Annotated in this window: 21 protein-coding genes and 1 pseudogene; 11 read left to right on the forward strand and 11 right to left on the reverse strand. The window is 61.1% G+C overall.

Annotated elements, in window-relative coordinates; translation table 11 throughout:
* Positions 1-39 precede the first annotated feature (39 nt).
* From ACVTFQ_RS13190 to ACVTFQ_RS13200, 3 genes are all read right to left on the reverse strand, one after another.
* Positions 40-1,317, reverse strand: coding sequence for an O-antigen ligase family protein (locus ACVTFQ_RS13190; RefSeq protein ID WP_111564091.1), 1,278 nt, complete (start codon positions 1,315-1,317; stop codon positions 40-42).
* A 9-nt stretch (positions 1,318-1,326) separates the two neighbouring features.
* A complete protein-coding gene (locus ACVTFQ_RS13195; protein ID WP_047513951.1) occupies positions 1,327-2,598 on the reverse strand; it encodes a polysaccharide biosynthesis/export family protein in 1,272 nt (423 codons plus the stop codon).
* Between the two features lie 65 nt (positions 2,599-2,663).
* On the reverse strand, positions 2,664-3,344 hold the full coding sequence (locus ACVTFQ_RS13200; RefSeq protein WP_047513953.1) for a sugar transferase: 681 nt from the start codon (positions 3,342-3,344) through the stop codon (positions 2,664-2,666).
* 768 nt (positions 3,345-4,112) lie between these two features.
* Here ACVTFQ_RS13200 and ACVTFQ_RS13205 point away from each other — a divergent pair.
* Positions 4,113-4,385, forward strand: coding sequence for an exopolysaccharide production repressor protein (locus ACVTFQ_RS13205; RefSeq protein WP_047513954.1), 273 nt, complete (start codon positions 4,113-4,115; stop codon positions 4,383-4,385).
* 130 nt (positions 4,386-4,515) lie between these two features.
* Positions 4,516-5,517 (forward strand): glycosyltransferase family 2 protein, encoded by a 1,002-nt coding sequence (locus ACVTFQ_RS13210; protein ID WP_112437141.1) that lies wholly within the window; start codon positions 4,516-4,518, stop codon positions 5,515-5,517.
* Positions 5,518-5,521: 4 nt separating this feature from the next.
* Here ACVTFQ_RS13210 and ACVTFQ_RS13215 read toward each other — a convergent pair whose 3' ends face one another.
* Positions 5,522-6,481 (reverse strand): glycosyltransferase family 2 protein, encoded by a 960-nt coding sequence (locus ACVTFQ_RS13215; RefSeq protein WP_111564089.1) that lies wholly within the window; start codon positions 6,479-6,481, stop codon positions 5,522-5,524.
* Between the two features lie 540 nt (positions 6,482-7,021).
* On the opposite strand from ACVTFQ_RS13215, the gene ACVTFQ_RS13220 reads away from it, so the two are divergent.
* From ACVTFQ_RS13220 to ACVTFQ_RS13250, 7 genes and pseudogenes are all read left to right on the forward strand, one after another.
* Positions 7,022-8,143 carry an acyltransferase family protein gene (locus ACVTFQ_RS13220; protein WP_313759971.1) on the forward strand — a complete coding sequence of 374 codons (1,122 nt, stop codon included), beginning with the start codon at positions 7,022-7,024 and terminating at the stop codon, positions 8,141-8,143.
* Between the two features lie 3 nt (positions 8,144-8,146).
* The gene (exoK, locus tag ACVTFQ_RS13225) at positions 8,147-8,953 is read left to right on the forward strand and encodes an endo-1,3-1,4-beta-glycanase ExoK (protein WP_111564088.1); all 807 of its coding nucleotides are present in this window, start codon (positions 8,147-8,149) and stop codon (positions 8,951-8,953) included.
* A 35-nt stretch (positions 8,954-8,988) separates the two neighbouring features.
* Positions 8,989-10,131: pseudogene (locus ACVTFQ_RS13230) on the forward strand (glycosyltransferase family protein); the annotation flags it as partial.
* A gap of 63 nt (positions 10,132-10,194) precedes the next feature.
* On the forward strand, positions 10,195-11,193 hold the full coding sequence (locus tag ACVTFQ_RS13235) for a glycosyltransferase family 2 protein (RefSeq protein ID WP_026282735.1): 999 nt from the start codon (positions 10,195-10,197) through the stop codon (positions 11,191-11,193).
* Positions 11,190-12,146 (forward strand): glycosyltransferase family 2 protein, encoded by a 957-nt coding sequence (locus ACVTFQ_RS13240; RefSeq protein ID WP_409527877.1) that lies wholly within the window; start codon positions 11,190-11,192, stop codon positions 12,144-12,146. Before ACVTFQ_RS13235 ends, ACVTFQ_RS13240 begins: the two co-directional genes overlap by 4 nt.
* Entirely contained in the window at positions 12,143-13,150 is a 1,008-nt protein-coding gene (locus ACVTFQ_RS13245; protein WP_111564086.1) for a glycosyltransferase family 2 protein, read from the forward strand. The genes ACVTFQ_RS13240 and ACVTFQ_RS13245 overlap by 4 nt, the downstream gene beginning before the upstream one ends.
* A gap of 4 nt (positions 13,151-13,154) precedes the next feature.
* A complete protein-coding gene (locus ACVTFQ_RS13250) occupies positions 13,155-15,512 on the forward strand; it encodes a polysaccharide biosynthesis tyrosine autokinase (protein ID WP_111564085.1) in 2,358 nt (785 codons plus the stop codon).
* On the opposite strand, the gene ACVTFQ_RS13255 is transcribed toward ACVTFQ_RS13250, so the two are convergent.
* The 5 genes from ACVTFQ_RS13255 to ACVTFQ_RS13275 all read right to left on the reverse strand — a co-directional run bounded on the left by ACVTFQ_RS13255 (position 15,513) and on the right by ACVTFQ_RS13275 (position 19,742).
* Entirely contained in the window at positions 15,513-16,250 is a 738-nt protein-coding gene (locus tag ACVTFQ_RS13255; protein ID WP_111564084.1) for a metallophosphoesterase, read from the reverse strand.
* A 273-nt stretch (positions 16,251-16,523) separates the two neighbouring features.
* Entirely contained in the window at positions 16,524-16,991 is a 468-nt protein-coding gene (locus ACVTFQ_RS13260; RefSeq protein WP_111564083.1) for an RrF2 family transcriptional regulator, read from the reverse strand.
* Positions 16,992-17,104: 113 nt separating this feature from the next.
* Positions 17,105-17,377: a hypothetical protein gene (locus tag ACVTFQ_RS13265; protein WP_111564082.1), complete on the reverse strand. Its 273-nt coding sequence runs from the start codon at positions 17,375-17,377 to the stop codon at positions 17,105-17,107.
* 31 nt (positions 17,378-17,408) lie between these two features.
* The gene (locus ACVTFQ_RS13270; RefSeq protein ID WP_280638479.1) at positions 17,409-17,540 is read right to left on the reverse strand and encodes a hypothetical protein; all 132 of its coding nucleotides are present in this window, start codon (positions 17,538-17,540) and stop codon (positions 17,409-17,411) included.
* A gap of 150 nt (positions 17,541-17,690) precedes the next feature.
* Positions 17,691-19,742: an NAD(+) synthase gene (locus ACVTFQ_RS13275; protein WP_112437145.1), complete on the reverse strand. Its 2,052-nt coding sequence runs from the start codon at positions 19,740-19,742 to the stop codon at positions 17,691-17,693.
* 269 nt (positions 19,743-20,011) lie between these two features.
* Here ACVTFQ_RS13275 and ACVTFQ_RS13280 point away from each other — a divergent pair, with 269 nt between their 5' ends.
* The gene (locus ACVTFQ_RS13280; RefSeq protein ID WP_111564080.1) at positions 20,012-21,100 is read left to right on the forward strand and encodes a Rossmann-fold NAD(P)-binding domain-containing protein; all 1,089 of its coding nucleotides are present in this window, start codon (positions 20,012-20,014) and stop codon (positions 21,098-21,100) included.
* A gap of 342 nt (positions 21,101-21,442) precedes the next feature.
* Positions 21,443-22,450 (forward strand): porin, encoded by a 1,008-nt coding sequence (locus tag ACVTFQ_RS13285; protein ID WP_111564079.1) that lies wholly within the window; start codon positions 21,443-21,445, stop codon positions 22,448-22,450.
* Between the two features lie 163 nt (positions 22,451-22,613).
* Here ACVTFQ_RS13285 and ACVTFQ_RS13290 read toward each other — a convergent pair whose 3' ends face one another.
* Together ACVTFQ_RS13290 and ACVTFQ_RS13295 are read right to left on the reverse strand one after the other, a co-directional pair.
* On the reverse strand, positions 22,614-23,102 hold the full coding sequence (locus ACVTFQ_RS13290) for an RrF2 family transcriptional regulator (RefSeq protein WP_047513982.1): 489 nt from the start codon (positions 23,100-23,102) through the stop codon (positions 22,614-22,616).
* 163 nt (positions 23,103-23,265) lie between these two features.
* A complete protein-coding gene (locus ACVTFQ_RS13295; protein WP_026282729.1) occupies positions 23,266-24,294 on the reverse strand; it encodes a CorA family divalent cation transporter in 1,029 nt (342 codons plus the stop codon).
* Positions 24,295-24,566 lie beyond the last annotated feature (272 nt).

The following is a 24,566-nucleotide window of genomic DNA, read 5'->3' on the forward strand; positions in this document are numbered from 1 at the left end:
TTCCTCAAATGACCGGTCAATGCCGGCCGACAATGCTTTTTAGTGCGAATGCATCAACGGTTCGGGCTGCCGCGCCTGCCGCGCCCATGCAGCAACATCCGGCTGGCGGCGCACGCTCATCAGCTTTCCGGCGCAGAAATAGAACAGGAATGTCCCGACATTGTAGGGCGTCAGAATGTCGATCTCGACGAAGGAGCGGATCACCAGAAGCACGGCAATGGCAAACAGCAGATAGGATTCGTCGTTCCTGATATCTTCGATGAGACGGCGAAGATGCCCCCACAGGATCTTCAAGAGCGTGAAGGCCAGGATCGCCACCCCGACGAGACCAAGCTCCACCGCGGTTTCGATATAGGTATTGTGGAAATGGAAGCCGCTGCGCGAGCCGATGAAGAACTCTTCCCAGAGCCGTTCCGGCTCCGAGAAGCCCTGAACCCAATAGGCTTGGTAACCGACGCCGAAATAGGGATTGTCAGCCGCAGCCTCGATCCCCTGCTGCCACAGATAAGTGCGCCCCGTGAGCGTCGAATCCTTGCCGAAAATCCCGAGCACAGCATCGACCGCGCCGAGATAGACACCGGCGACCGCAAGCACGATCACCGCGACACCGCCGCCGATGACGAGCAGCTTGCGCTGGTCGGGCGTCAGCGTCAGCACCACACGCAAGCCGACCATCAGCGCCAGAACCACGACCGCCGTCAAAACCGAGGTCGCCGACTGGCACACCATGAGGCAGTAGGCGGATAGCAGCCCGACGACGCCTGTGGCACCCAGCCATGATGGACGGCGTTCGCCGAAAATGAAGACGGTAGCGTAGCAGGCGATCAGGCCGAGCGAGGCATAGAACCCGAGCTGGTTCTTCGACGCGAAGGCGCCGACGAAGCTGTAGGTGTTGTCCATCACGTCGAGTTCGTAGTGACCGAACAGCACCGAATAGACGAGAACGATGCCGATGCCGGCGACCATGCCGAGCGTCAGCGTCCTGGCATCGAGCACCCTGACCGCGATGAGCGCGCAGAGCACCTGCGTGAAATATTGAATGGCAGCGCGCATCGACACGCTGGGTGCCGCCGACCAGAAGACTGAAAGGAAGGCGATCGCCGCGAAGGCGTAAATCCAGGCGTAGCGATTGTAGTTGCCGAGCACCTTGCGGTAATCGACCACGATCAGCGGCAGCCAGAGCGCATAGTAAAGCAGGATCGCCACCTGCCCGAACCTGAGCGAGTAGGCGAATGCAAAAAGCGAGAGCGCCACGGCGGGAACGGCATAGGCCATATTCCCGCCGGGCTGGATGAGCGCCGACTTAGCGATACGCATACTGCCTCGTTACCTCATGGCCAGTCCGGCGGTGACCTTGATCAGATCGCCGGGCTGCAATGCGGTGCTTTCCTGCACCGGGATTTCCTTCGGCTTGCCATCCACGTCGCGGATGACGGAGTAGGCAATGCTGGCGGCACCGGTCGATGTGTCGAACCGGGCTGCATCCGTGGACTGCGTGAGCGCCTCGGCCATCAACGAGTTGCTGGTCGTGAGCTTCAGGTTGAGCTGATCGATCTGCGCATCGGCACTCTGCTTTTCCTGGGCGAGCTGAGCGTCCCAGTCGTTGCGAAGCGTGATCTCGTCCTGGTTGGCCTTGCTGATATCCTGCTTGGCCTTGAGCGAGTTCGTGTCGATGTCCAGAAGCATCGCCTCAAGATCGGCCGCGCGTTGCTCGGCCGTGATCTTGCGGGCGCTGAGCACCAGCCCCTTCTCGGCGAGATCGTCGACCTTGTCGCGATCGGCCGTGGCAAGTTCCAGCTGGCGGGTCTGCGTCTGCGTCTTCTTGGCAAGCGTCTCGACTTCGCTCTGCAGCAGAGCTCTCAAGTCATCGAGTGCCTGAAGCTGCAGCGTCAGCCGCTTCTTGCGCGAGGTCATGAGCGCGTTCTCGCTGTCGACGAGCGCTCTGGCCTCCGGCTTGTCCTTCAGCTCGGCCGGTATCTCGAAACTATCCTTGTTGTCGATTTCGGCCTGAAGACGAGCCTGCTTCACCAGAAGCCGCGCCCTGTCCGCCATGTAGACGACGGCGTCGCCCTTGGCGTTGATGAAATCGCGGGCGAACCGCTGGCCGGAATCAGCCCGGCGAAGGCCGCCGGCAAGGCTGACAGCCTTGGCAACGGTCAGGTTCGGCGCGAACGGAAACTCACCCGGCTTCTCCACGTCTCCGGAGAGATAGACAGGGCGGAATTCCGACAATTCGACGGATGCTGACGGCCGGTCCTTCAGGGCGAACTGCTTCTGAAGGGCCATGCCGATCTGCTTGGCGATAGCGTCGGTGGTCTGCCCGGAAGCGGCGAGATCGCCGACGAATGGCAGCGAGATGCTGCCGGATGGGCCAACCGTATAGTCGCCGCTGACGACAGACCAGTCGCGGATCGTCCCATCCGCCGTCTGCCATTCGGCAACTCGAATCTTCACTTTATCCATGGTTCCAAGGCGGTAGTCGTCCGCGCTGGCAATGAATGAGGACAGCAGGAATGCACTCAACCCGGCAGCGACTGCAACACCGGATCGAAGGGCACGGGATCGCCCAGCCTGACTGCCAAATAGACGTTCGTTCATATTTTTCCCCGTGTTTCGTCCCGACGGCGAGCCATAAGACGTGCTCGTCGGGCGTAAGGATGCCGTTAGTAGCTTCCGCGCTGAGCGCAGACGGCGGGAATGGTCTTTGCGATGATCGCAACGTCCCGGGCCATCGACCAGTTTTCGACATAGTGGGTGTCGAAAGCGACGCGAGCGGCATAGGAGACGTCGTTGCGTCCGCTGACCTGCCAGAGACCGGTAAGGCCCGGGCGGGACTGCAGATAGAAGACGGCGGCGTGCTCGTACATTTCAAGTTCGTCTTGAACGACGGGACGCGGACCGACGACGCTCATCTCACCGCGAATGATGTTGAAGAGCTGGGGAAGCTCATCAAGGCTCAGCTTGCGCAGCACGGCGCCAACGGCAGTGACCCGGGGGTCGTTCTGCAGCTTGCGCGTGGCGCGCCACTCATCCATGGCGGAAGGGTTGTTGCGCAGATAGTCCTGCAGCACCTTGTCGCCATTGGTGACCATTGTCCGAAACTTCAGGCAACGGAATTCCTGGCCATTGTGGCCGATACGGCGATGGCCATAGAAGGCCGGACCCTTGTCCGTGAGCTTCACAAGCAGCATCACCATCAAAAAGATTGGGCTCAGAAACAGAAGCCCGAGGCAGGCGGCGGACACATCGAATGCCCGTTTTGCGAAGCCGCCCGTGGGCGGAAACGCGTTTTCGTGAACTGCGCCATAAAATGGCGAACTGTCCGATCTCGTCGCAGACTTCATAGAGGTAACTCCACTTATGTTTGCCGTTTGGTCGGTTAAGGCTCAGGACGCTAAGCTAGCGCTGACGAGTTGGGAGTGTATGAGGGGATTTTGTTTTTTTAAGCCACGTTTTTAAAACCGGTCGTTATCGAACGGTTTTGGAAACATTTGTTCAACTTTTTGTATTTCAGTGGTCGCTGAAACATATTTAGATTCCACCAAAGCGATCAAAACTATATTTGCAGATCGAAATAAAATGTCCCGTGACTTCTTGCCAATACACCCTGAGCGAAGTTTACAGGGGTGACCGGTCGCGGTCGAAAGTTCTTGAGCGCGGCCATCACTTCTGCAACGGACCTGTTTTTAAACTTGAACGGGGGCGTTTTATTGCATCGCAGCATCGTTTTTGCGCCGCACTCACAAATCGGTTGAAATTAAATCTTTGTAATAAAAGTTGAATGCGAAACGCGCCCACTACACCTCAGCGGGTATCGATTGTGGCATAAACAAGAACGTGCATTGTCAAATTCGATGCAACCCTCACATCGAAACCCAACTTTAACGACGTTTTCCGATTGCCGGGCGGCCAGACCGATAAGTGGCATTTTTACCAATACCCGGAACAAAGCTTTAAGATGACACTTGTAGATACTGAATACAGGCGCAAACGACGTCTTCACCGCTTTAGTTATATGACGAAGTCCTGTAAAAAGAATCTACAAAAGGGTCCTGGTGTGGCCGCGTATTCAATGGCTGTTCATTGAAGGGCACCATCTGGGGAGGCAACAAATGTATGCACCTCGCGTTTTTGTCAGCATGTTGGGCGCACTCGCCGTGTTCGCCGTCGCGACCTATTGGCTGAGCGGCTCCTTATCCGGCACCATCATCAAGACCGTGATCTGCGCGATCCTGCTGCAGGCGGGCTATTTCGGCGGCGTGCTCTACCTCGTCTGGAAGGAAAGCAAGGAGCGCAGCGGCGCCAAGCGCGCGGCCGGCCGCGCGGAAGAGGCTGAAAAGCTGCACGTACCGCCTTTTAACAGCTCCGAGCCGTTCAATCGCTAAGCGCCAAGGGCAGCCGTAACTGCCCGGTCGCCGCTCACGAACCCACCCTTCGTAACATCATGTGAAGCGCTCTTTGTTGTCTGCTGCGCTGCAACGTCCTAGGTCTTGGGCGAAACAACGGAGGTAGAGCGTGGCTGAAACAGCTAGCATATGCGTCATCATCGCCGCCAAGAACGCGGCCGATACGATCGAAATCACCGTCAGATCAGCACTTCTCGAGCCTGAGGTCGCCGAAGTCGTGGTTGTCGACGACGGCTCGAGCGATTCCACGGCGCAAGCCGCCGAACGCGGAAACGACGCCACCGGCAGGCTCAGGATCGTCAGGTTCGAGAAGAACAAGGGCCCGTCCGCCGCGCGCAATCATGCCATCGATATCTCCACAGCGCCGCTGATCGCCATTCTCGACGCCGACGATTTCTTCTTCGCCGGCCGCTTCTCCCGCATGCTCTCGGACGATGATTGGGAGTTCGTGGCCGACAACATCGCCTTCGTCGATGCGGACACGGTCGCCCAGGCGCCGCAGAAGCTCGATCGCTTCGCCGAAAACCCTCTCTATCTCGATCTTACGACCTTCGTGGACGGCAACATATCCAAGCGCGGCGTGCGCCGCGGCGAGATCGGCTTCCTGAAGCCCGTCATGCGCCGAAGCTTTCTCGACAAGCATCAGCTGCGCTACCGCGAGGACATGCGCCTCGGCGAGGATTACGATCTCTACATCCGCGCGCTTGCGCTCGGCGCCCGCTACAAGGTGATCCACAGCTGCGGCTACGGCGCCGTCGTGCGTGGCAATTCGCTGAGCGGCAGCCACCGCACGGAAGACCTGCGCCGCCTTTACGAGGCGGACCGTTCGCTGCTGAAGGATTTCAAGCTGAAGCCGATGGCGGCGGACGCCGTGCGCCGGCACGAACAGCACATCCGCGCCAAATACGAACTGCGCCACTTCCTCGACATCAAGAACCAGAAGGGCGCCGGCGCCGCGATCGGTTACGTCGCGACGCATCCCTCTGCCTTCCCGGCAATCGCCGGCGGCATCCTCGCCGACAAGACGGAGCGCTGGCGCAACCCGGATGGGGTGGCGGTCACCTCAAGCGGCGACCGCCTTCGCTATCTGCTCGACGCGCCGGCGGAGTAGCGCGTTACTTTGAGAGCTTGCCGGCGGCGAGCTGGAAGGCGCTCTGGATCAGTCTTGGATCCTGCACCAGCCAGCGGGCGAGCAAGCCGAAATCGGGGCGGCGGCGGCGTTTGAGCTGGCCGACCTGCCCCCACAGCGCCTGCTTGCGCGCCCGGCTCTTGTAGGACCGGATGGTCGCGATCTCGCGCGGCCGCGAGGCGAAGCGGCTTTCCAGCCGGTCGAGCGCCATCCAGGTGATGAACTGCTGCTTCAGATATTCCGGCGACGTGTTGTCGACGCCATGGAAGATGTTGATCCCCTCGCCGCGCAACGCGCCCGCATCGGCGCACAAGAGAACCTGCTTGGCCGCCAGCATGCAGTCGCAAAAGAACAGGACATCTTCCGCCGCCAGCCGCAGCGCCGCATCGAAACGCACGGTCTCGATCAAGGGACGGCCGATGACCATGCACGACATGTGCAGGAAGGCCCAGTCGTTGATCATCACTCCCGCTATATCGGGAACCGATAGGATGTGGGGCGTCTCCATCAGACGCTTGGCACCGTCGATCTTCGCAAGCGCCGCGATCCCGAAGTGATAGTCGAATTCCGCCCCGCCCTCGATCGACGCCCAGTAGCAATCGCCGCCGAGCGTATCCATGGCTGTGAACGCGTTTTTCAGATGATCCGGCGTCCAGATATCGTCCGAATCGAGAAACGCGACATAGCGCGTGTCGGCGGGAACATGATCGAGCCCGGTATTGCGCGCGCCGCCCGGCCCGGCGTTCGGCTGGCTGACGACGGTGATTCGCGCCCGCTCTTCGGCGGTCAGCGGCGCAAGCTCGCTTGCCGGCGCATAGGGCGACTGATCGTCGACGACGATGATATCGAAGTCCTGAAAACTCTGCGCAAACGCCGACGCAAGCGCCCGTCTGAGGATGCCGTCATCCCGCTGGTAGAACGGAATAATGATCGTGAAAGTCGCCATACTCTCTCCCTGAGAGGTTCGAATTGGTGCTTCGGTCGGTGCCTGTAGCCGTGCCATCTAGGCCAGCTGCTGCACCGCACAAGCATCAGGGGCATTTCGGCCGAAATTTGTCAAAGGCGGCACGAAGACCGCTGACGGCCCCTCGATCCGGAAACGCTCCATTCCGGATCAAACCGCCCCATTCCGACCATAAATGATGAACCACTTGCGGACGGCTACTGTAACATTTCCTCTCATTTGATAAAAACTTTCGTGCGCCGCACCACGCCTTTTGCACCTAAGCCAGTGAATATAATCATTTTCTTGAATGCACTGCTGACACTGGCTTCTGGCCGGGGCGGAGACACCTAGGCCGCGCATTTTTCGCGAGCCGTTACGGCAAGTAGTATCCGTTACGAAACGGCGTGATCGATCACTTTTGCTGCAGTGCCATATTTTCTTCCGTGAATTCGCCCTAACTTCCCTCGCTGCGGGCTGAAGTCTGCTCTGATTGAAACGGTTGCAAAGGGGAGCTGCGACCCAAAAGGGGTGACTGACAACGTGAATGTTGATACCAACGTGTCCTCACGGATCAACCTGATGCGGATTGTGCTCATTTCGGGCATCGTCTTCGTACACATACCATTCGGCGACCAGACCAGTCCCTTTGTCGGGACCTACGGCGCCTTCGATTGGCTGAGAGTATTCTTGGCGGAAGCGCTGTTCAGGGTGGGTGTGCCCTGCCTGAGTGCGATTTCCGGCTATCTCCTGTTCCGTGGCGGCTTGGAGAATTTCAGCTACCTGAAAACGGTACGCACGAAATCCAAGACCGTGCTCCTGCCATTCCTCTTGTGGAACGGGCTGTTCTTCCTGGCGATCCTGTTGGCGCTCGGCGTCGGCCTCGGCGACGGATACGTGCCGAACCCGTGGCAGGCCTCGGCGCGCGAGCTGATGACCCAGCTCTTCGCGGTCGAGGACTTCCCGGTCAACGTGCCGCTCTATTTCCTGCGCGACCTGTTCGTCTGCATCCTGCTGTCGCCGCTGCTGGCATGGCTGATCCGCCATGCGCCGCTGCTCACGCTGTCGGTGTTGCTCGTGGTCGCCGTGGTGCCGGAGGCATCGCTCTATGTCGTGCTGAAGCGCTCCATCCTCTTCTCGTTCAGCCTCGGCATCTACATCGGCCTGAACAAGATCGACCTGAAGGCGCTCGACCGCTTCGCCACGCTTGGCGCGGTCCTCCTGCTCGCCAGCTGCGCGGCGCTTGCCACTGTCATTTACATGACCGGCCCGAGCCTGCCGGATTGGGTCCAGTTCCTGCGCAACACGCTCGCCATCTTCGGCGCGCTCGGCTTCTGGCTCTTGTCGGCGCCGCTGATCGAGACACAGATCGGCCAGCGCCTGTCGAAAACAGGCAGCCTGAGCTTCTGGATTTTCTGCAGCCACTATCCGCTGCTGATCTTCATGTGGATCGTCTGGGGCAAAGCGGGCGTCAGCTTCTACCCGGCCTTCTTCATTCTCTCGCTGGCGGTCCTGTTCCCGTTTCTGGCTTTCTCGAACAATCTCTGCCGCAGGATCGCCCCTCGCCTTTACGCCGTCCTGACCGGCGCTCGCGCCAAGAAGCCCTATGAAAAGCTGGTTACGGCGGGCGCGGCTCCTTCCAAACTCGTTACACAGCAAAGGTGACACATGACGACCAAAATCGCCCATGCGCGAAAACTTTGCCCCGCACTCGGTATCATCGGCACGCTCCTCCTCGGCGCCACCTCGGCCTTTGCCCAGCAGGCCGCGCAACAACCGGGCAGTGCCTCCTTCGTGGAGAACTTCGATAAGCTCGACCGCAGCGTCTGGTTCATTTCCGACGGCTGGAACAACGGCCCGCATCAGAACTGCACGTGGTCGAAAAACCAGGTGAAGGTCGAAGGCGGCGCGTTGCAGCTCTCCTTCGCCGAAGGTCAGTCGAAGGACCGCAACTATCTCTGCGGCGAAATCCAGACCAAGAAGCGCTTCGGCTACGGCACCTACGAGGCCCGGATGAAGACAGCCACCGGTCCCGGCCTGAACTCCGCCTTCTTCACCTATATCGGCCCGGCCGACAAAAAGCCGCATGACGAGATCGACTTCGAGATCCTCGGCAAGAATTCCGGCCAGGTGCAGGTCAACCAGTACATCAAGGCCAAGGGCGGCAACGAGAAGCTGGTTCCGATCGGCGCCAATGCCGATGACGGCTTCAACGACTACGCCTTCGTCTGGGAGCCCGGCCGGCTGCGCTATTATCTGAACGGCAAGCTCGTGCAGGATGTCACCGATCCCTCGAAGATCCCGGATAGCCAGCAGAAGATTTTCTTCAGCCTCTGGGGCACCGACACGCTGAAGGATTGGATGGGCAAGTTCGCCTACACCAAGCCGACATCGCTAGAAGTCGAGCGCTTCGCCTACACGGCCCCCGGCGACAAGTGCCAGTTCCCTGAATCGATCGCATGCACGCTGAACTGATCGGCGCCGAAGGCGCGCAAATGACAAGGAGTGCCATGCTCAAAGTCCTGTATCTCGTGCATGATCTCTCGGATCCCGCCGTGCGGCGGCGGGTGCTGATGCTGCGCGAGGGCGGCGCGGAGGTGACGCTGGCCGGCTTCCGGCGCGGCGAAAACCGCCTCGCCGAAGTGCACGGCGTCACGCCGATCGAGCTTGGCCGCACCGCCGACGCCAAGTTCGCGCAGCGCATCGGTGCTGTCGTGAAAGCGATGAGCGGGCTGAAGAGCCTGCTGAAGACCGTCGACAAGCCCGATGTCATCATCGGCCGCAACCTCGAGGCACTCGCCGTCGCCGATCGCGCCAATGCGATGTTCGGCGGCGATGTGCCCGTCGTCTACGAATGCCTCGATATTCACCGGCTGCTGTCGCGCAACGACGTGGTCGGAAAGATCATGCGCGGCGCCGAGGCCCGTTTCGGCCGCAACGCGCGGCTGATCATGACCAGCTCGCCCGCCTTCATCGAACACCACTTCGCACCGCGCTCCGGCATCAAGGCCGAAACGCTGCTGATCGAAAACAAGGTAATATCAATCGACCAGACGGTTCAGCCGACCATCGCCCGCCCGCTGAAACAGCCCGGCCAGCCCTGGAAGATCGGCTGGTTCGGCGCGCTGCGCTGCAGGAAGTCGCTGACCATGCTCGCCGAGTTCTCGCGCCTCATGGAAGGCCGCCTCGAGATCGTATTGCGCGGCCGCCCCGCCTATTCCGAATTCGAGGATTTCGACGGCTTCGTCGCCAACGAACCCTATCTCCGCTTCGAAGGCCCCTACAAGAACCCGGAGGATTTGAGGGCGATCTATGACGACGTCCACTTCTCCTGGGCGATCGATTTCTTCGAGGAAGGCCTGAATTCCAGCTGGCTCCTGCCGAACCGGCTCTACGAGGGATGCCTCTACGGCACCGTTCCGATCGCGCTTGAAGGCACGCAGACCGCGCGTTTCCTGCGCGAAAAATCAATCGGTCTTGCCCTTCCAGATGCAAGCCCGGCAGCGCTGCGCGCGCTGTTCGAAACCATGACCGGCGAGCGCTACCATGCGCTCAGCGACGCCGTCGCCGCCACTGATCAGAAAACCTGGCTCGCCGACCGCAGCGACTGCGAAGCGCTCGTCGCCAGCCTTTCCCGCCTTGTGCCTGCTGCCGTCGAGAGGGGCGACAGCAGTGCATCCGCACTGAAAACCGTATCTCCAGAAGGGTGGACAACCATGCAGCCTGATGCCAGTTCCAGCGTCTCCAGTCTCATAATCATCCCCTGCTTGAACGAAGAGAAACACATCGAGCCGCTGCTCGCCAAGCTGAGCCGCGAGATCGATCACATGAACGCCAAGATCGTCGTCGCCGACGGCGGCAGCAAGGATGCGACGCGCGAGATCGTCGCCCGCATCAGCATGTCCGATCCGCGCATCGTCCTCCTCGACAATCCGCGCCGCCTGCAGAGCGCCGCCACCAATCTGGCCGTCGCCACCTTCGGCCGCGACTACGACTATCTCATCCGCATTGACGCCCATGGCGATTATCCCGACGATTACTGCCGCCGCCTCGTCGAGGAAGCCGTCGCGACCCAGGCCGATTCCGTGGTCGTATCGATGGAAACCGTCGGCTTCGGCATGTTCCAGAAGGCCACCGCCTTCGCCCAGAACTCCAAGCTCGGCAATGGCGGCTCGAAACACCGCGAGGGCGCCAAGGGCCATTGGACCAATCATGGCCACCACGCCCTGATGCGCATCGCCGCCTTCGAGGCCGTCGGCGGTTACGACGAGACCTTCAGCCACAATGAAGACGCCGAACTCGACTACCGCTTGAAGAAGGCAGGCTTCGGCATCTGGATGACCGACAAGACCCGCATGGTCTATTACCCGCGCTCCAGCGTCGCCACGCTGTTCCGGCAGTATCTCGGCTATGGCCGCGGCCGCGCCAAGAACATCCTGAAGCACGGCAGCATGCCGAATGTTCGCCAGATGCTGCCGCTTCTGGTCGTTCCGGTCTTCATCGGCGCATTCCTGGCCGTGGTGAACTGGGCCGCCGTCATACCGTTCAGCCTCTGGGCGGTCGCCTGCGTCGGCTACGGTTTCTGGATGGCGATCGGCCAGCGCAACCCCTACGGCCCGCTGGCCGCCGTATCGGCCATGGTGATGCATTTCGCCTGGTCGGCCGGCTTCTGGATGGAACTCCTGAGCTTCCGCGGCAGAAAGGTGGCGTCGTGAACCAGCCCCCAGAGCAGACAAAGAAACAGCAGACGAGACAATTGCAGATCGACATCGGCATCTGCACCTATCGCCGCGCGTCGCTCGACGAAGCGCTGCTGTCGCTGGCCGTCCTCGAAGTGCCTCCCGGCTCACGCCTGCGCATCATCGTCGCCGATAACGACAAGACCCCGAGCGCCAGGGAGCGCGTCGAGGCGCTTCGTCCGCGCATCGCCCACGAGATCGCCTATGTGCATTGCCCGGCATCGAACATCTCGATCGCCCGCAACGCCTGCCTCGACAACGCCACCGGCGACTTCCTGGCTTTCATCGACGACGACGAGGATGCGAGCGAGGATTGGCTGGTCGAGCTCCTCTCGACCGCCCGATCAACCAAAGCCGACGCCGTTCTCGGACCTGTCCGCAGCGTCTACGCGGACACCGCGCCGCGCTGGATGCGGGTCGGCGACTTCCATTCGACGCTCCCCGTCTGGGTCAACGGCGAAATCCGAACCGGCTATACCTGCAACGTGTTGCTGCGCCTCTCCTCGCCAAGCCTTGCCGGCCGCCGCTTCAATCTGGCGCTCGGCCATACCGGCGGTGAGGACACGGAATTCTTCAGCCACATGCATGAGGCCGGCGGCAAGATCGCCTTTGCCGAGAAGGCCTATGTCTACGAACCCGTGACCGAAAACCGCGCCGATCTCTCCTGGCTCGCCAAGCGTCGCTTCCGCTTCGGCCAGACCCATGGGCGGTTGCTGCAGGAGACGGGTTCCGGTGGCCTCAACCGGACGAAGCAGATCGTGCTCGCAGCCGCAAAGGCCGGCTTCTGCTACGCCGCCGCCCTCGCCTGCGTCTTCTCGGCCGTGCCGCGCTACCGCTACGCTCTTCGCGGCGTCATGCATTCCGGCGTCGTCAGCGGCCTGCTCGGCGTGCGCGAAATCCGCCAGTACGGAACGGCGGAGGCCGCATGAAGCAAGACATGCCCGACGTCAGCTTTATCATCGCCGCGTATAATGCGGCGGCGACGCTCGGAAAGGCGATCGACAGCGCGCTTGCCCAGCGCGGCGTCACGGTCGAGGTGATCGTCGCCGACGACTGTTCGGCCGATGAAACCAGGGCGATCGCCGAAAGCTATGCCGACCGCAACGTCCGGCTGATCGCGCTCGCCCGCAACGGCGGCCCGTCGGCCGCACGCAACGCCGCGATCTCGGCCGCCACCGGCCGCTGGCTGGCGGTGCTCGATTCAGACGACACGGTTGACCCCGACCGGCTGCGCCGGATGATATCACGCGCCGAAGATGCCGGCGCCGAAATCGCCGTCGACAACCTGCGTGTCATCAGGACCGACGGCACGCCGGCCGAAACCATGTTTGCCGAGGACGCGCTGGCGCAAATGCCGACGCTCACCCTTTCCGCCTTCATTCGCTCCAACGCCCTTTTCCAAACCACCCATAATTTCGGCTACCTGAAGCCGATCTTTCAGCGCGCCTTCATCGAAAGCCATGCCCTTCGCTTCGATGAAAGCCTGAAGATCGGTGAAGACTATCTCTATCTCGCCAGCGCCATGGCGCTCGGCGGACGCTGCGTCTTCGAGCCGCTTGCCGGCTACGACTACAATATCCGCGAAGGATCGATCTCCCGCGTTCTTTCGCTTCACCACATCGACGCCATGATCGAAGGAGATAAGACCTTCCTTCGCAATCACACGCTGGATGCGGAAGCAGCCGCCGCCCAGGATTTCAGGGCAAAAAGCCTGCTTCGGGGAAGAGCCTTCCTCGTTCTCGTCCAGAATATCAAAGACCGGTCGATCCTCGGAACGATCAGAACAGCCTGGGGCACCCCATCCGCTGTCGGGCATCTCAGCATGCCCATCGCAGCACGGGCCAACCGCGTTATCGCGTCGCTCCGCAAACTGATTGGCCCGCAGGCCGACCTCACAGCCATCGATGGCACGACCCGTTCCCGCAAAGGATAGAGCCATGAACCAACGGAACCTCACCTTGCACAGCTCTCTGCCAAAAGCGCCCGACGACTCCGATTCCTTCATCGACATCGATCGCCTGATCGCGATCCTGATGCGCCGCGTCGGCTCGATCGCGCTCTGCGTTGCAGCGACAGTGACGCTGGCGGTGATCTACCTGCTGTTCTCCACGTCGCAATACACGTCGATGACGCAGGTCCTCCTCGATGACAGCATGACCAAGTACGCGCAGGACGCCACGCCGGTGGCGAACTCCCAGCAGGTGGACATGCAGATCGCCAGCGCGGTCGAAATCCTGAAGTCCAACCAGCTCGCTCTGCGCGTCGTCGATGCCGAGAACCTGCAGGACAACGCCACCATCCTCGATCCGCCCGCCTCCCCTGTTGGCCTCGTCAAGTCGGGCATCAAGCTGCTCGCCAGCGCCGTGCTTCCCGGCAGTCCTCCGGTTTCCGAGGATGACGCCCGCGCCGGACGCCGCCAGAAGGCAGCAGCCCTCATTCAGCAGGCGCTGACCGTGTCGCGCGTCAACCGAAGCGCGGTTCTCGCCGTTTCGTTCCGCTCCACGGATAAGCTCCTTGCCGCCCGTATCACCAAGGCCTATGCGACCGCTTATCTCAGCGACCAGCTGAACGCCAACTTCGACGCCACCGAAAGCGCCTCCGTCTGGCTGCAACAGCGCCTGACCGACCTGCGCGAACGTTCGCAGCAGGCAGCGCTCGAGGCCGCCAATTTCAAGGCGAAGAATGGCCTGACCTCGGCCAATGGCGAGCTCATGTCCGAGCAGCAGCTGGCCGACCTCACCAAGCAGCTGATCGTCGCCCAGTCGGACGCCGCCAGCACCTCGGCACGCTACAACCAGTTCAAGCAGATCATCGACCTCGGCCCCGAGGGCGCGGTCAACAATGCCGCCATCTCGTCTGGCCAGGCCAACAATTCCGTCATCCAGGATCTGCGCACGCGCTACATCAATGTCAGCAAGCGTGAGCAGGAAGTCACGACGAACTTCGGCGCCGATCATCCGCAGGCGGTCGCACTCCGCTCGGAAAAGGACGATCTGACCCGCCAGATCTTCCAGGAACTGCAGCAGCTCGCCTCCAACGCCCGCAACGAATTCGAGGTTGCACGCACACGTGAAGCATCGCTCCGCCAGAATATCGATCATCTGACCGGCAAGAACTCGGAAGCCGACAAGTCCATCGTTCAGCTGAACGATCTGGAACAGCGCGCAGCCGCCTTGAAGACGCTCTACGAATCCTACCTCGGCAAGTATGAAGAGGCCTCGCAGCAGCAGTCCTTCCCGATCGCCAAGGCCCGCGTGATCTCGGAAGCCGGCGTCCCGGTCTCGCCGTCCAGCCCGAAGCGTACGATGACGCTTGGTCTCGCCATCGTGCTCGGCTTGATGGCCGGCGGCGGCCTGGTCGTGTTCCAGGAATTCCGCGAACGCTTCTTCCGCGTCGAGGGCGATGTCCGCACCATTCTCGGCCTGAAGTTCCTCGGCTACCTGCCGCTGGTCGGCAAGCCGCCGCGTGAGCGCAAGATCTTCCGCAACCCGAGCCAGCTTGCCTCAGAGCCCGGCGATCCTGTCGGTGACGATGGCGCGACCTTCGAGCGCATCATGCGTGTCGTCTTGGAAGCGCCGCGCTCGGTCTTCGCCGAAACGCTCCGCAACGCCAAGCTCGCCAGCGACGTCATGTTCCAGGGTCGCTCCGACCGCGTCATTGGCGTCGTCTCGGCAATGCCAGGCGAAGGCAAGTCGACGACGGCCGCCAACTTCGCGGCACTGCTCGCCTCAAGCGGCAAGCGCACGCTTCTCATCGACGCCGACCTTCGCAATCCGGGCCTGACCCGCATGCTGAAGACCCCGCCGCAGCATGGCCTTGTCGAAGCCGTTCTCGGTGAAATCCCGTGGGCCGGCGCCGTGAAGGTCGATCCGACCACCAAGCTCGCGATCCTGCCCGTCATCTCCAATGACAACCTGATGCACACCAGCGAACTGCTGGCATCGCAGGGCATGTTCAATCTGATGGAAGCCGCCCGCAAGATGTTCGACTACATCGTCGTCGACCTTGCGCCGCTCGGCCCCGTCATCGACGCCAAGGCCTTTGCGCCGCAGGTCGACGGCTTCCTCTTCGTCACCGAATGGGGTGCGACGCCCACCAATCTGGTGCGTGACGTCTTGAACGCCGAGCCGCAGATCAAGTCGAAGATCCTTGGTGTGATCCTCAACAAGACCGACATGGCCGAACTCGGCAAGTTCACCAACTTCGGCGGCACCGAGCGTTACCGTCACAAATACACGAGCTACTACACCGAAGAGACGCCGAAGATGCGGGAAACCGCGGAAGCGGATGCCTGATTAGGTAGAGAACAGGCGCACCTCGCCCTGCCACAACCGCGCGACAGTCAACCTGTCGCTGCGGTAGGCGCCGGTGTCGAGGTTGAGCCGCATCTCCTGCACGTCGGGCTGATCGACCGGCGTGTGCCCGTGCACGACGAGCTTCGGCAGCGGCAGATCGCTCTCGAAGAAGCGGTGGCGGATGAAGACCAGATCGTCATCCTGCTGATTGTCGATCGACCGCGCCGGATCGATGCCGGCATGCACGAAAAGCACCGCCGGCGTGTCGATCATGATCGGCAGCGCGCGCAGGAACTCGATATGCGCCTTCGGCAAAGAATCGCGGATGAAGGCATCCCGCTTCGACGCCGTGCGAAACAGCACCGGCATCTGCTTGGTATCGATGCCATAGGAATGCAGCAGCGCATCCGCACCGGTCATCATCCAGCTGTCGTAGGACATCTTGCCGTCGAGATAGTCGAGCATCATTATTTCATGATTGCCCGTCAGGCTGATGCGATCGAAATCCTCCGGTACCGGCTGCATCAGGTGCGAGATCACCTGCGCCGAGGCCGGCCCGCGGTCGATGTAATCGCCGAGCGTGATGATGAGCTTGCGCCCCGGCAGGCGCGAGGCATCCTCGAAGATCGCCTGCTCGGCCTGTCGCAAAAGATCGAGCCTGCCGTGAATGTCCCCAATCGCGTAGATCGGCATATCGCCGGGATCGAGCTGGAGCCGTGTGCGAGGGTTCGACGGCATATGGTACCTCATGCTGCATTATGTCATGGGTCGCGATGGCAGCGCCTTTCATCAGGCAGCGGCAAACACGACCCAAGACAGCGCCCACGCGGGCAATGGAATGTCAGTAACACTCTTATTTCTTAAAAAACACGCGCTATCTTCGCGCAGCCACCCCGCGAAGACCATCCCCTCACCATATAGTGAGTATCCTATGAATCGAGAGCACGGTCATGGGACAGGTCACATGACCGAAATCAACGGGAATTGGGATGCGGTACGAAACGCGGTCGGTCAGGCGACCGACATCGGCACCGTCTCGTCGCTCTCGGTCCACTTGTTGTTGTTGCCGGATGCGACGAACTGCTCGAGCGTCATGTTGTCGAGGATATCGGCAATCGCGTCGCGCACATCGGTCATCGACCGGCGCACCTGACAGGTCTCCGGATCGGAACAGTCGTCGCAGGCTTCGAACGCGGTGCGGCTTGCGCAGCGAATGGGTGCCAGCGGGCCATCGAGCGTGCGGATCACATGGCCGATGCGGATTTCGGACGCCGGCCGCGACAGCGAGTAGCCACCGCCCGGCCCCTTCTTCGAGCGAAGGATGCCGACATTGCGCAGTTCGAGGAGGATGGTGTCGAGGAATTTCTTCGGAATATTGTTGCGTGCCGCCACATCGTTGATGAACGCGGTTTCGCCCGGTGCGAGCCTTGCGAGATCGACCAAAGCCTTCAGGCCGTATTTTCCTTTTTTCGTCAGCATTCCGACTACCTTACGCTCCTCACGTGATCTCCTATCCGGCAGGCAATAGCGCTGAATCCGCGAAGAGACAACAAATGACATCGTTTATAGAGTATATATGGCGAAGTGTTGCCCTACGGCCCCTCGGAAGACGGCCTATCTACGGCTGGAGGCGACGTCGCGGCGCCTGGATTGGGGCCATCGCTCTTGAAAACGGCAAAGGCAAGCGCAATCATCGCGATCACGAAGGCGGCCGCACCGATCAGCGCCCATGCCGAAAGCCTGCGGCCTTCGCTGAGCATGCGCTCTTCCCTGTCATCCAGACGGCCGGGCTTGTCAGCGGCCTGATCCGCCGAACCTTGATTAGCCAGACGTTGATCATTCAGGCGATCGTCATGATCCGCCATGTCGCATCTCCAGCGGGTTCCGCGCCGGTGGTCAGATCAACGGATCACGACCCTGCGCGATGCTCCGGTTGAGCTCCTCGGCGATATCGCGCGCGTCCTCCCTGGAAAGCCCGACCAGGTCGCGCCCGTCGCTTGCCGCCGGCAGCGCGGTCATAGAATCCACGACCGTCCACCGCCCCGAGGGCTCGCGCCGGATCTCGTAACGCAACGGTTCGTCAGGACCATCACACTCCACGAGCATCTACCTCCGTAAGCTATGCTCTCTTATGTGTGCCACCGGCAGGCTTCGGCAAGGATGCCGCCGCCAACTCCGTCAGTTCGCGACATCGGGAACGTTGGCCTTCAGCTCCTTGATCCAGATCCGCGCATTGCCATCGGACGGCGCACGCCAGTCTCCGCGCGGCGAAAGCGAGCCGCCCGACGTGACCTTCGGCCCGTTCGGCGAGGCCGAGCGCTTGAACTGGCTGATCGTGAAGAAGCGGAAGAGAAACGTTTCCATCCACTTCTTGATGACAGGAAGATCGAAGGCGCGGCGCTTGTCCTCGGGGAAATGCGGCGGCCAGACACCGGCGTCGACATCCTTCCAGGCGGAATAAGCGAGGAAAGCCACCTTCGATGGCCGCAGCCCGAAACGGGTGGTGTAGAACAGCGCGAAATCGTGCAGATCGTAGGGGCCGATCTTGTCTTCCGTGCTCTGCATCACGCCGTTCTCGTCGGCGGGAACGAGCTCCGGCGAGATCAACGTGCCCAGAATGCGCTCCAGCGTCGCCTTGGCATCGGCGTCGAAATCGCCGGTGCGGATCACCCAGCGGATGAGGTGCTGGATCAACGTCTTCGGCACGGAGGCGTTGACATTATAATGGCTCATCTGGTCGCCGACCCCATAGGTCGACCATCCGAGACCGATTTCCGACAGGTCCCCCGTGCCAAGCACCAGCGCATTGCGCTGGTTGGCGGCGCGGAACAGGAAGTCGGTGCGCAGGCCCGCCTGCACATTTTCGAAGGTAACGTCGTAGACCGGCTGCCCGCCGGAGAACGGATGCTTGAGATCGCGCAGCAGCTGCAGCGCCAGCGGCTTGATGTCGATCTCTTCCGCCGTCACCCCGATGCTGCGCATCAGCGCCCAGGCATTCGACTTGGTCTCGTCGCCGGTGGCAAAGCCCGGCATGGTGAAGCACAAAATGTCGGAGCGCGGCCAGCCGAGCTTGTCGTATGCCCGCGCCGCCACCAGCAGCGCATGCGTCGAATCAAGCCCGCCCGAAATCCCCAGGCAAAGCCGCTTGATCCCCGTCGAGCGCAGACGCTTCATCAAGCCCTGCACCTGGATATTGAAGGTCTCGTAGCAATCCTGGTCCAGCCGGCTCTCGTCAGCAGGTACGAACGGGAAGCGCGCGACATCACGCTCGAGCCCGATATCGTCCTGTGGCGCCTGGAACTGGAAGCCGATGCGCCGGAACACTCGATCCGGCGTCAGATTGAGCGTCGCGGCATCGTTGAAGGTCCCGGTGCGCAAGCGCTCCAGCCGCAACCGCTCGACATCGATATCGGCGACGCACATTTGCGACGTCATCGGGAAACGCTCGGTCTCCGATAGCATCGAGCCAAGCTCGTAGATGCAGGCCTGTCCATCCCACGCCAGATCCGTCGTCGATTCCCCCGGCCCGGCGGCCGAATAGATATAGGCCGACAAGCTGCGCGACGATTGCGAGGCGCAGAGCAGCTTGCGGGTTTCCGCCTTGCCGACGGTGATGTTGCTCGCCGACAGGTTGGTGAGGATGAGCGCACCGCCGAGCGCGCCGAAATCGCTCGGCGCGGCCGGCGCCCAGAGATCCTCGCAGATCTCGATATGGAAGGTGAACTCCGCCCGATCCTCGGCCGCGAAGATCATGTCGATACCAAACGGCACGCTCTCGCCGGCAACCTGGATCGTCTCACCGCGAACGGTCCGCCCGGAGGCAAACCAGCGCTTCTCGTAGAATTCGCGATAATTGGGCAGATGCGTTTTCGGCACGACGCCGAGGATACGGCCGGCGTGAATGGCGACGGCGCAATTATAAAGTCGGCCCTCATGCTGCAACGGCGCCCCCACCAAAAGAACCGGGGTCAGTGCCGCGCTGGCAGTGACGATCTCGGCGATCGCAGTGTCCACCGCCTTCAAGAGCGCATCCTGTCCAAGAAGGTCATCGATGGAATAGCCTGAGATCCCGAGCTCTGGAAACACCATCAGGCCGACGCCCTGCTGATGGCCCTGCCGCGCCATATCAAGCGTCGCCTTCGAATTGAAATCAGGATCGCCGACCTCGCAGATCGGCGTACAAGCCGCCACGCGGACAAATCCCTGATCATAGACCGAATAGAAATTCACGAATGCCTCCAGCAGCCAAGCGCTTCGCAAGGATCATTACATCCAAATGCGGCAGCGCAAAACCGCATCTCTTTGCAATGCTGCTCCCTTAAGGGCTCATTCTTGCAAACTTCTGGAACATGTCTCAACCGGAATTTTACCTGAAGTTGCGCGCATCGCGAATATATCGCGATCATCGGTGAAAAATTACAAAACTGTCATAAAACGATGAGGTCAGCGCCCTATAGCGACCGCGCGCGCCCTTCGGTTTTTCACCAACAGAGTTCTGAATGCCAAACCTCGCTCCCGTCCACGCTGGACTGCTCCGGGAAACTGTGCCCGGTGAGCGGCGCGTGGCGTTGACGCCCGAGGATATCGGCCACCTCTCAGCGCGCCTTTCGATCCGCTTCGAACACGGCTGCGGCGCCGCCGCTGGCTATGAGGATGAGGCCTATGTCGCCGCCGGTGCGCGACCGGCGAGCCGTGAGACCATTGCGCGCGAGTGCAATCTTTTCGTCAGCATCCGCAAGCCGCTGGACGCGCGCAGCTTCGCCGGATCCCCAACCCTGATCTTCCTCGGCTCCCCGCTCGACGCAGACGAGCCGGCAGGCCGCGGCCTCATGCTCGACCTCGCCAGCCTTGAAGGCGTCGCGGATGCCGGCAGCATGGATGTGGCGACACGACAGGCGACCATCTGCGGCCACGCAGCGGTTCTCGAAGGCGCCCGTCAACTCGGCGTCGGGCATCCGATGCTTGTCATGGATGGCGCCATTGCACGCCCGGTCAAGATGGCGGCGCTGGGCACGGGCGCGGCCGCCCTTCAGGCGATCGCCACCGCCAGGCGTCTCGGCGCCCAGACCTATCTCTTCAGCGTCACCGACAACGATCGAAAACGGGCCGAGACATTGGGCGCGAAATTCGTGGCGATCGATTCGGCACTCGAGCGCGCAAGCGCTGCGACTGCAGACATTCTCATCGCCGCCAGCCGCAAGCAGCTTGCTGGCCAACTCCGGGAAATGCAGCTGATCGTCTCCAGTGTCGGCGGCTCGACCGGGCGCGCCCCTGTTTTGATCGACGACGCATCGCTATCGCTCCTGACGGCGGGCACCGTTATCATCGATCTTGAGGCAGCCGCCGGTGGCAATTGCGCGATGTCCAAGGTGGACGAAATCGTCGCCCATAGCGGCGTCAGCATTCTCGGAACAACTACTTTAACGAGTGTCGATGCGCACCAGTCGAGCCTGCTGTTCAGCGAAGGCGTTCGCAAGCTGCTGGAGCGCCTGACGACGCTGGACGGCCGTCTTCAATTCGACCTTAAAGACCAATTGACCCGTCACCTGATTGGCGAGCGATTCGCTGGCGTGAGTGCTGCATCATGACCGAAGGACAACCGTAATTCGGCAATAATATTGCATTGCAGCACGACAAGCGTGCATAAGCATTTCTCCATATAGTATTGAGATAGCTTGATTATCAGGATCGAGCTGCTGATGAACCGCGTTCATCGTCGCGAAAGTTGCCTTTCTGCAACACCGTCTTTTTGCATCGCAAATATAACGAATTATGACTGTATCTGTAATTGATACATTTAAGCCGAAATGTAATTTGCCGGTCACGGAGACATCACGTCCCCGTGAGGGCTTGTTTTGAAATTGGGGTAGGTAGAAGCCGTTTTCGGCAGCAATGACCTGTGCCCAATCCTAAATAGATTGGACTCAACTATGACTATTCGTATGATGCTCATCAGCTCGGCAGCGGCTCTCGCCGCCGTCTCGGGCGCCCAGGCTGCAGACGCTATCGTCGCTGCTGAACCGGAAGCTGTAGAATACGTTCGCGTTTGCGACGCTTACGGCACCGGCTACTTCTACATCCCAGGCACGGAAACCTGCCTCAAGGTCGGCGGTTACCTCCGCTTTGAAGTCTACGGCGGCCCGAACCAGAAGGGCACCTCGGACTGGAACGCTCGTACGCGCGCCCAGGTTCAGTTCACCGCTAAGAGCGACACCGAGTACGGCCCGCTGACCGGCGTTATCGTTCTCCGTAACAACGGCGACAACTCTTCGACGACCACGACGCTCGACTCCGCTTACATCGACATCGCTGGCCTGCGCGCTGGTCTGTTCTATGGTTGGTGGGACGATGGTCTCTCCGGCGAAACCGACGACATCGGCTCCTCCGTTACCCTGCGCAACTCCATTCGTTACCAGTACGAAACCAGCGACTTCTACGCTGGTATCGCAATCGACGAACTGGAAGACGGCTACTACAAGCCGGGCGAAACCGCCAACAACTTCGGCGTTGCCGCTGCTATCGGTGGTAAGGCTGGCGCCTTCACGTACCAGATCACCGGCGGTTACGACACCGACAACGAAGAAGGTGCAGTTCGCGCCATGGGTACCGTTGCAATCGGTCCTGGCACGCTCGGCCTCGCTGGCGTTTACTCGTCTGGCCCGAACTCCTACTACAACAAGTCTGAGTGGGCAGTGGCTGTCGAATACGCCATCAAGGCAACCGACAAGCTGAAGATCACCCCTGCGTTCCAGTATTACGGCAACTACGGCATCACTGCCGGCCAGTTCCGTGACAACAACGACGCTTGGAAGGCCGGCCTGACGGTCGACTACCAGATCGTTGACAACCTCTACGTCAAGGCAACCGTAGACTACACGGACGCCGACAACGCAGACAGCATCACCAAGGGCTTCTTCCGCCTGCAGCGCGCATTCTAATAATCTTCGGGCGCCACTCTTCAATCACGCTGGATCCTCTGATCCGGCGTGAGCGAGGAATGGCGCCCGAATCAGGTGTTTCTGATCAGATTGACCTCCGATCAGTTTACGGAAGGTGGTTCGGTTTCCCTGCTGAGCCACCTTTTGCTATTGGCTGAATGGACTATTCCGCGGCGTCACGCCGATCGGCCGCACGTGTACCGGCAGCATCAAGCTTGTGCCGCTCGACATCGAGGCGACGCAGCTCCGCGACGCTATCCTCGACGGTCACCGCTCCCAGCATATCGACAACCGCCTGCTCCGCCCGGTCGCAGAGATATTCGGATAGATCGCCGATATTCTCCCCCACCAGCCCCGCATGCGGGATTTCGTGGCGCGTCGCCCACAGCTTTTTGTTTCCCGTCACGGCCGCGTAAATCTCGCTGAGCAGGATCTCCTTGCTCGGCCGCGCCAGCCTGATCCCGCCCTTGCTCCCCGCTGCCGAAACCAGAATGCCGCTCTCCGTCAAAGGCGGCAGCAGCTTGCGCACGAAGCTCGCATTCGTGTCCAAACCCGCCGCCAGCGACTGGCTCGTCGAGCGCACGCCGGCTTCGTCGTTGACGGCGACGCTGACGACGATCTGCATCGCCGTGGAAAAACGCGTATCGATCATGCTGATCTTCAGCCTTGGTTGAAGGCAACAGGTGGCGGGGACACGGATGTAGGAAGCCACACGCTGCAGCGGTAGAGGAAGTGATATTTCCTCCGAAATTGCATTGTCAATGAAGCCAGGCCAGAATCACGCTTGTTTGATATCCGGCTACCACTCGCCCAAGCTAGAGCCAGCCGATCCGCCGGAGCGCCCACAGCGTCGCGATCGACGTGATCGTCACGAAGCCGACGATGACGATGAACGCCCAGGTATCATTGACCCCCGGTATCCCGCCGACATTCATCCCGAACAGCCCGGCCACCACGCTCGGCGGCAAAAGCAGCGCCGCAAGCGCCGCAAGCCGGTTCGAATTGCGGGCGATGCGCTCGCTGATCACGGTCGACAGGTCATCGTGCAGAATGCCCGTCCGGTCGCGGATCGCGTCGAGATATTCGATGAAGCGCATCAGCTTGTCGATCACTTCGCGCAATCTCAGCTTGTCGCGTTCGAGCAGCCATGGCGCGTCGTCGTGCTCGATACGGTTCAGCGCGTCGCGCTGCGGCGCCAGATAGCGGCGCAGCTGCACGGAGCGGCGTCGTAGGAGCTTCAGACGCTCGCGCACCTCGCTCGCCTCCCCGTGAAATATCATCTCGTCGAGCTCATCGACCTCCTCGTCCATTCCATCGAGCACCGGTTCGAGGTCGCGCACCAGCTTCTCGCCGATCAGCGCCAGGAGATCGCCGCTGCGCTGCGGCCCCTTGCCCTTCTCCAGCGCCGCCCTGATATCGCGAAGCGCGGTGATGTAGTGGCCACTGTCGCGCAGCGAAACGACGCGGTTGCCATCGACCCACAGATGCAGCGGCACGAGATCGAGCCCGGAATGTGGCTCCTCCGCCTCATCGGGGGCGGTGGCGCAAACGCCGCGCAGGATGATCAGCAATCCATCATCGACGGGTTCGACGCGCGGCCGCGTCTCTTCCTCCAGCAGCGCTTCGGCCACGAAACTGTCGAAACCGCCCTTGGCGTTCACCCATTCGGCGGCCGCCGGATGATCGCGCTCTAGGTGCAGCCAGATCACGCCATCGCCCGGCTTCCAGGCGCAGACATCATCCATGTCGATCTGTCTGCAGCCGCCGCGCCCATCAAGGAGCAACGCGAAGCGTATCCCTGGTTCGACACCGTAGCTTGCCATCGGCGCACTCGCAGTCTTCATTGCCGGTCCTTGCCCGCCGGGGGTGACGGAAATAGAGCCAACTCTCTGAATCTTAGCGGGATTCTACCATGTCGCGGAAACGACGCAACATCGACCCTGTCCGACAGCGACCGGTCAGCTCTCGAAGACAGCAAAAGCCTGCGCTGCCCTCGCCCGTCATCCACAAGCCACATGCCTCTGGTCGTGCAGTTTGATAATTATGTCGTAGACAGGCTCTACACGTCGCGTTTCTATCCCTAAAATCCGATCTCAATATTCAATCAGGGTCGCAC

The organism is Rhizobium sp. O111, from assembly GCF_055616315.1.

Excerpts from the sequence above, each read along its gene's own strand:
- ACVTFQ_RS13190 (WP_111564091.1), bottom strand. The coding sequence starts at position 1,317 with ATGCGTATCGCTAAGTCGGCGCTCATCCAGCCCGGCGGGAATATGGCC.
- ACVTFQ_RS13195 (WP_047513951.1), bottom strand. The coding sequence starts at position 2,598 with ATGAACGAACGTCTATTTGGCAGTCAGGCTGGGCGATCCCGTGCCCTT.
- ACVTFQ_RS13200 (WP_047513953.1), bottom strand. The coding sequence starts at position 3,344 with ATGAAGTCTGCGACGAGATCGGACAGTTCGCCATTTTATGGCGCAGTT.
- ACVTFQ_RS13205 (WP_047513954.1), top strand. The coding sequence starts at position 4,113 with ATGTATGCACCTCGCGTTTTTGTCAGCATGTTGGGCGCACTCGCCGTG.
- ACVTFQ_RS13215 (WP_111564089.1), bottom strand. The coding sequence starts at position 6,481 with ATGGCGACTTTCACGATCATTATTCCGTTCTACCAGCGGGATGACGGC.
- exoK (WP_111564088.1), top strand. The coding sequence starts at position 8,147 with ATGACGACCAAAATCGCCCATGCGCGAAAACTTTGCCCCGCACTCGGT.
- ACVTFQ_RS13235 (WP_026282735.1), top strand. The coding sequence starts at position 10,195 with ATGCAGCCTGATGCCAGTTCCAGCGTCTCCAGTCTCATAATCATCCCC.
- ACVTFQ_RS13245 (WP_111564086.1), top strand. The coding sequence starts at position 12,143 with ATGAAGCAAGACATGCCCGACGTCAGCTTTATCATCGCCGCGTATAAT.
- ACVTFQ_RS13250 (WP_111564085.1), top strand. The coding sequence starts at position 13,155 with ATGAACCAACGGAACCTCACCTTGCACAGCTCTCTGCCAAAAGCGCCC.
- ACVTFQ_RS13255 (WP_111564084.1), bottom strand. The coding sequence starts at position 16,250 with ATGCCGTCGAACCCTCGCACACGGCTCCAGCTCGATCCCGGCGATATG.
- ACVTFQ_RS13260 (WP_111564083.1), bottom strand. The coding sequence starts at position 16,991 with ATGCTGACGAAAAAAGGAAAATACGGCCTGAAGGCTTTGGTCGATCTC.
- ACVTFQ_RS13265 (WP_111564082.1), bottom strand. The coding sequence starts at position 17,377 with ATGGCGGATCATGACGATCGCCTGAATGATCAACGTCTGGCTAATCAA.
- ACVTFQ_RS13280 (WP_111564080.1), top strand. The coding sequence starts at position 20,012 with ATGCCAAACCTCGCTCCCGTCCACGCTGGACTGCTCCGGGAAACTGTG.
- ACVTFQ_RS13285 (WP_111564079.1), top strand. The coding sequence starts at position 21,443 with ATGACTATTCGTATGATGCTCATCAGCTCGGCAGCGGCTCTCGCCGCC.
- ACVTFQ_RS13290 (WP_047513982.1), bottom strand. The coding sequence starts at position 23,102 with ATGATCGATACGCGTTTTTCCACGGCGATGCAGATCGTCGTCAGCGTC.
- ACVTFQ_RS13295 (WP_026282729.1), bottom strand. The coding sequence starts at position 24,294 with ATGAAGACTGCGAGTGCGCCGATGGCAAGCTACGGTGTCGAACCAGGG.